The organism is Micrococcus sp. KRD128 (assembly GCF_017168395.1).
Classification (GTDB): Bacteria; Actinomycetota; Actinomycetes; order Actinomycetales; family Micrococcaceae; genus Micrococcus; species Micrococcus luteus.
In genome coordinates, this window is record NZ_JABFAX010000068.1 from 1 (window position 1) to 6,128 (window position 6,128).

5 protein-coding genes are annotated in these 6,128 nt (G+C 74.5%); all 5 read left to right on the forward strand.

Features of this window, described 5'->3' with window-relative positions:
- The first annotated feature begins 30 nt into the window (after window positions 1-30).
- The 5 genes from J1M44_RS11510 (at window position 31) to J1M44_RS11530 (ending at window position 5,958) form a co-directional block, all read left to right on the forward strand.
- Window positions 31-1,836 (forward strand): glycosyltransferase family 4 protein, encoded by a 1,806-nt coding sequence (locus J1M44_RS11510; protein WP_206481156.1) that lies wholly within the window; start codon window positions 31-33, stop codon window positions 1,834-1,836.
- 112 nt (window positions 1,837-1,948) lie between these two features.
- Window positions 1,949-3,259 carry a nucleotide sugar dehydrogenase gene (locus J1M44_RS11515; protein ID WP_206481163.1) on the forward strand — a complete coding sequence of 437 codons (1,311 nt, stop codon included), beginning with the start codon at window positions 1,949-1,951 and terminating at the stop codon, window positions 3,257-3,259.
- On the forward strand, window positions 3,256-3,879 hold the full coding sequence (locus tag J1M44_RS11520; RefSeq protein ID WP_098471499.1) for an acyltransferase: 624 nt from the start codon (window positions 3,256-3,258) through the stop codon (window positions 3,877-3,879). The genes J1M44_RS11515 and J1M44_RS11520 overlap by 4 nt, the downstream gene beginning before the upstream one ends.
- Window positions 3,872-4,975 (forward strand): DegT/DnrJ/EryC1/StrS family aminotransferase, encoded by a 1,104-nt coding sequence (locus J1M44_RS11525; RefSeq protein WP_206481172.1) that lies wholly within the window; start codon window positions 3,872-3,874, stop codon window positions 4,973-4,975. The genes J1M44_RS11520 and J1M44_RS11525 overlap by 8 nt, the downstream gene beginning before the upstream one ends.
- Window positions 4,972-5,958 (forward strand): Gfo/Idh/MocA family protein, encoded by a 987-nt coding sequence (locus tag J1M44_RS11530; protein WP_098471501.1) that lies wholly within the window; start codon window positions 4,972-4,974, stop codon window positions 5,956-5,958. Before J1M44_RS11525 ends, J1M44_RS11530 begins: the two co-directional genes overlap by 4 nt.
- Window positions 5,959-6,128 lie beyond the last annotated feature (170 nt).

Consider the following 6,128-nt stretch of genomic DNA (forward strand, 5'->3'; position numbering starts at 1 on the left):
CGCCCGCCCCGCCGACAGGAGCCCGCACCGATGACCGCACGCGAGCGCCCCGCGTCGTCCCGCCGCCCGCTGCTGCGGTCCCTGGCCCTGACCGCGCAGACCGTCCGCGAGCACGTGACGGACGACCCGGTGCTGCTGGCCCTGCAGGTCTCCCGTCGACTTCCGCCCGCGGTGGCGGGCGGGGCGGCCGGCGTCCTCACCCGCCTGGGCCGGAACGGCGTCGTGCCCGCGCTCGGCCACGAGATGCGGGGCGAGCGCGCGGCGGCCCTGGCCGCCCTCGGCGTGGACGAGGCCGGCCGGCCCGTCCGCGCGTCCCGTCCGGGGGCGGGCGGCGGCCGCGGGCTGGTCCACCGGGCCGACGCGGCCCTCGGCATGGGCCGGCCCGACGTCGCCGAGACGCTGCTCGGCAGCGTGCCGGAGGAGCATCGCGGCGCGGCGTGGACGGCCGCCGCCGCACGCCTGGCGGCGCACCGCGGCGACCTGGGCGGCGCGGCCGCGCTCGCCGCGCGGCATCCCCGCAACCGTCATCTCGCCCGCCGCATGGCGGGGGAGCGGGACGCGTTCCGCGGCGTCGCCCCGACCGTGCCGACTGAGCCCGGCTACCGCCCGGTCCCGGGGCGGGTGCTGCACGTGCTGACCAACTCCCTGCCCCACACCGGGTCGGGGTACGCCCAGCGCAGCCACGCGATCCTCACCTCCCTGCGGGACGAGGGCTTCGATGTCGCCGCCGTGACGCGGCCGGGCTACCCCGTGCAGATCGGCGTGCCCTGGGCGGCACAGCGGGACGTCGTGGACGGGATCGGCTACGCCCGGCTGCTGCCGGCCCGGCTCGCCCAGGGCCAGGCCGCCCGCATCCAGCAGCACGCCGAGCTGCTGGCCGCGCACGTGCGACGACACCGTCCCGCCCTGCTGCACACGACCACGCACTTCGTGAACGCGCTCGCGGTCGAGGCCGTGGCGCGGGCCTTCGGGATCCCGTGGGTGTACGAGGTCCGCGGGCAGCTCGCGGACACGTGGGCGGCGGTGCGCGGTCCCGAGGCCCTGGCCTCGGAACGGTACCGGCTCTTCCAGGAGCGGGAGGCCGAGGCCGCCTGCCGCGCCGACGGGGTCGTGACGCTCGGGGCGGGCATGCGCGACCGCCTGGTCGCGGCCGGGGTGGCCGAGGACGCCGTCGTGCTCTGCCCCAACGCCGTGGGCCCGGCCTTCGTCGCCGAGCCGGCGGGTCGGGACGAGGCACGCGCCCGGCTGGGCTGGGACCTGCCGACCGACGCCTTCGTGGTGGGCACCGTCTCGAGCCTCGTGGACTACGAGGGCCTGGACACTCTGCTGCGCGCCGCCGCGCGGCTGGCCCCGCACCGTCCCGGGCTGCGCGTGCACATCGCCGGCGACGGCGTCGCCCGGCCCGGGCTGCAGGCCCTGGCCGCGAAGCTCGGCATCGCGGAGCTGTGCGCCTTCCCCGGGCGGGTCGACCGCGAGGACGCGCGCCTGCACCACGCCGCCCTGGACGTGTTCACGGTCCCGCGCCGGGACCTGCCCGTCACCCGCGCGGTGACGCCGATGAAGACCGTCGAGGCCTCGGCCACCGGTCGGCCCGTCGTCGCCTCGGACCTGCCGGCCCTGGCCGAGCTCGTCGAGGACGAGCGGACCGGCCTGCTCGTCCCCGCGGAGGATCCCGCCGCGCTGGCCGCTGCCCTCGACCGGCTCGCGGGGAACCCAGCCGAGCGGGTGCGCCTCGGCGCGGCCGGCCGGGAATGGGCCCTGCAGACGCGCACCTGGGAGGCCAACGCGCGCCGCTATCGGGCGCTCTATGACCGGCTCGGCGTCCACCCGCGCTGATACAGTGACGCTGGCGCCGGGCCTCCCGCACTCTCGTGTTCCGGAGGCCTCCTCGACGCCCGCCCGACGCTCGCCGCGTGGGGCCCGTGCACGGAAGGAAGACTGGACCCGCATGAAGATCGCCGTCGTCGCCCTGGGCAAGATCGGCCTGCCGCTGGCCGTGCAGTTCGCGAGCAAGGGACACGAGGTGGTCGGCGTGGATGTCAACGCCACCGTCGTGGACCTCGTCAACGCGGGGACCGAGCCTTTCCCGGGCGAGGCCCACCTGCAGGAGAAGCTCTCCTCCACGGTGGCCGACGGCCGCCTGCGCGCCACCACCGACTACGGCGACGCCGTCCCGGGGGCCGACGCCGTCGTGCTCGTCGTGCCGCTCTTCGTGGACGACGAGGCCCGCCCCGACTTCGGCTGGATGGACGGCGCCACCACCGAGCTGGCGAAGCACCTGACCCCGGGCACCCTCGTCTCCTACGAGACCACGCTGCCCGTGGGCACCACCCGCACCCGGTGGAAGCCGATGCTGGAGGAGGGCTCGGGCCTGACCGAGGGGGAGGACTTCCACCTCGTGTTCTCCCCGGAGCGCGTGCTCACCGGCCGCGTGTTCGAGGACCTGCGCCGCTACCCCAAGCTGATCGGCGGCCTGACCCCGGCCGGCGCCGAGCGCGCCCGCGAGTTCTACGAGGCCGTGCTGGACTTCGACGAGCGTCCTGACCTGTCCCGTCCCAACGGCGTGTGGGACCTCGGCTCCGCGGAGGCCTCCGAGATAGCCAAGCTCGCGGAGACCACCTACCGCGACGTCAACATCGGCCTGGCGAACGAGTTCGCCCGCTACGCCGGCGCGAACGGCATCGACATCTACCAGGTGATCGAGGCCTCCAACTCGCAGCCGTACAGCCACATCCACCGCCCGGGCATCGCCGTGGGCGGCCACTGCATCCCGGTCTACCCGCGCCTGTACCTGTGGAACGACCCGGCCGCGGACATCGTCCGCACCGCGCGCGCCGTGAACGCCTCGATGCCGGACTTCGCCGTGGACCTGCTCGCCCAGGCCCACGGCGACCTCGCCGGTCAGCGCGTCGTCGTGCTGGGCGCCGCCTACCGCGGCGGCGTGAAGGAGACCGCGTTCTCCGGTGTGTTCGCCACCGTGGGCGCCCTGCGCACCCGCGGCGCCGAGGTCACCGTGGACGACCCGATGTACTCGGACGAGGAGCTCACCGCGCTGGGCTTCACCCCGCACTCCTCCGGCTCCGAGGTCGACGCCGCGATCCTGCAGACGGACCACGCCGAGTACCGCGCCCTCACCCCGGCCGACCTGCCGGGCGTGCGCACCTTCGTGGACGGCCGCAACGTCACCGACGCCGACGCCTGGGCGGGAGTGACCCGTCGGGTCATCGGCCTGCCGCAGGACGCCGAGGCCGCCCGATGAGCGGGGACGTCTTCACCGCCGCCTCGGCCGACGTCGCCGAGGACGCCGTCCTCGGCGACGGCACCAAGGTCTGGCACCTCGCGCAGGTCCGTGAGCAGGCCCGCCTCGGCGAGCGCTGCATCGTCGGTCGCGCGGCCTACATCGGCACCGGGGTGGAGCTCGGCGACGACTGCAAGGTCCAGAACCTCGCCCTCGTCTACGAGCCGGCCCGTCTGGGCCGCGGCGTGTTCATCGGACCCGGCGTCGTCCTGACCAACGACACCTACCCCCGCGCGGTCAACCCGGACCTGTCGCAGAAGTCCGGGAACGACTGGGAGGCCGTGGGCGTGGAGATCGGGGACGGTGCCGCGATCGGCGCCCGCTCGGTGTGTGTCGCCCCGGTGAGCATCGGCGCGTGGGCGCTGGTGGCCGCCGGGTCCGTCGTGACTCGCGACGTGCCAGACTTCGGCCTCGTGGCCGGGGTGCCCGCGAAGCGCATCGGCTGGGTCGGCCGGACGGGCCGCCGGCTCGAGGAGAAGGACGGCGTCTGGGTCTGCCCGGACACCGGGGAGACGTTCATCGAGCGGGATGGGGCGCTGCGCCCGGCCGGACCCGCGCAGGAGGAGGAGAACCATGGCTGAGTTCATCCCGGCGGCGAAACCGCTCATCGGCGACGAGGAGCGCGAGGCCGTGGACCGCGTCCTGCGCTCCGGCATGGTGGCGCAGGGCCCCGAGGTCGCGGCCTTCGAAGAGGAGTTCGGTGCCGCGATGGTGGACGGCCGGGCCTGCGTGGCCGTCAACTCCGGCACCTCCGGCCTGCACCTGGGCCTGCTGGCCGCGGGCATCGGCCCCGGCGACGAGGTCATTGTGCCCGCCTTCACCTTCGCGGCGACCGGCAACGCCGTCGCCCTCACGGGCGCGACCCCGGTCTTCGCGGACGTGGACCTGCAGACGTACACCCTCGACCCCCAGGACGTGCGCGCCAAGGTGACGGAGCGGACCGCCGCCGTCATGCCGGTGCACCTGTACGGCCACCCGGCCCGCATGGACGAGCTCGAGGCGATCTGCCGCGAGCACGGCCTCCAGCTGTTCGAGGACGCGGCGCAGGCGCACGGCGCCCGCTGGAAGGGACGCCCCGTGGGCACCTTCGGGGCGTGGGGCATGTTCAGCCTCTACCCGACCAAGAACATGACCTCGGGTGAGGGCGGCATGGTCTCCGTGGCGGACCAGGACGTCGCCCGTCGCCTGCGCCTGCTGCGCAACCAGGGCATGGAAGTCCAGTACCGCAACGAGCTCGTGGGCTTCAACAACCGCATGACGGACATCCACGCGGCCATCGGCCGGGTGCAGCTGACCAAGGTCGGCGCGTGGACCCGGCGCCGGCAGGAGATCGCCGCCCGCTTCGACGCCGAGCTGCGCGGGGTCACCGTGCCGACGGTGCTCGAGGGCGCCGAGCACGTGTACCACCAGTACACGGTCCGCCTGCCCGAGGAGCTGGCCGGGAAGCGGGCGGACGTCCTCGCCCGCCTGAAGGACGAGTTCGGGGTCGGCACGGGCGTCTACTATCCGGTGCCCACCAACGAGCTGCCCTCCTTCGGCGTCGAGGCGGACCTGCCGAACACCCGCGTGGCCGCGTCCACCGTGTTCTCCATCCCGGTCCACCCGTCCCTGACGGACGCGGACGTCACACGCGTCGTCGAGGCCGTCAACACCGTGGTCGCGGAGGCCGCCGCATGAGCGTGCTGCGCACCGGACTGATCGGCCTGGGCATGATGGGCCGCCACCACGCCCGCGTGATGCGCTCCGTCGAGGGCACCGAGCTGGTCGCCGTCGCCGACGCGATGGGCGATCCACACGGCGTGGCGGGGGAGTTGCCCCTCTACGACTCGGTCCAGGGGCTCATCGACCACGGCGTGGACGCAGTCATGTGTGCCGTCCCGACCGGCCTGCACGAGGAGGTCGGCATGGCCCTGGCCGAGGCCGGCGTGCACGTGATGGTCGAGAAGCCGATCGCACACAGCACCGAGGCCGGCACCCGCCTGGTCCACGCCTTCGACGAGGCCGGCCTCGTCGGCGCCGTGGGGCACATCGAGCGTTTCAACCCCGCCCTCCAGGAGATGCGCCGCCGGATCCAGGCCGGCGAGCTGGGCCGAGTCCTGCAGATCACGACCGTTCGCCAGGGCGGCTTCCCCGCCCGCATCGCCGACGTCGGGGTCGTCAAGGACCTCGGCACGCACGACATCGACCTGACCGCGTGGCTGGCGGACAGCCCGTTCACGCGCGTGGCCGCGGAGACCATGACCAACTCCGGCCGTGAGCACGAGGACATGGTGGTCGCCAACGGCCGCCTCGAGTGCGGGGCCATCACGAGCCACGTGGTGAACTGGCTCTCGCCGGTGAAGATCCGCCAGACCGTCGTCACCGGCGAGCTCGGCGCGTTCGTGGCGGACACCGTGCACGCAGACCTGACCTTCCAGGCCAACGGATCGGTCCGCACTCGCTGGGACGCGGTGTCCGCGTTCCGTGGCGTCTCCGAGGGGGACGTCACCCGTCTGGCGATCGAGAAGCCCGAGCCGCTGCACACCGAGCACGAGGCGTTCCGCGACGCGATCCTCGGAGTCCGGCAGGAGCACGTGTCCATGGCGGAGGGGCTCGACACGCTGCGCGTGGCCGAGGCGATGATCGCGTCGGCCCGCACGGGTGAGAGCGTCACGCTGTGAGCGCGGGGGACTGGCGACGCCGCGCCCGCCGGGCCGTCCGCGCGGTGGCCCGACGGGCGCGAGCCCTGCCCGAGCCCGGGCCTCGCGTGCTGCGCGCCGTGTTCGACACCCTCCCACAGGACTCGGACGCCGTGCGTCGGATCCGGTCGATGGCCGCCCCACCCCGCCGG

What these genes read in the sequence shown, in the direction of transcription:
- J1M44_RS11510 (WP_206481156.1), top strand. Translation starts at nt 31, where the DNA reads ATGACCGCACGCGAGCGCCCCGCGTCGTCCCGCCGCCCGCTGCTGCGG.
- J1M44_RS11515 (WP_206481163.1), top strand. Translation starts at nt 1,949, where the DNA reads ATGAAGATCGCCGTCGTCGCCCTGGGCAAGATCGGCCTGCCGCTGGCC.
- J1M44_RS11530 (WP_098471501.1), top strand. Translation starts at nt 4,972, where the DNA reads ATGAGCGTGCTGCGCACCGGACTGATCGGCCTGGGCATGATGGGCCGC.
- J1M44_RS11520 (WP_098471499.1), top strand. Translation starts at nt 3,256, where the DNA reads ATGAGCGGGGACGTCTTCACCGCCGCCTCGGCCGACGTCGCCGAGGAC.
- J1M44_RS11525 (WP_206481172.1), top strand. Translation starts at nt 3,872, where the DNA reads ATGGCTGAGTTCATCCCGGCGGCGAAACCGCTCATCGGCGACGAGGAG.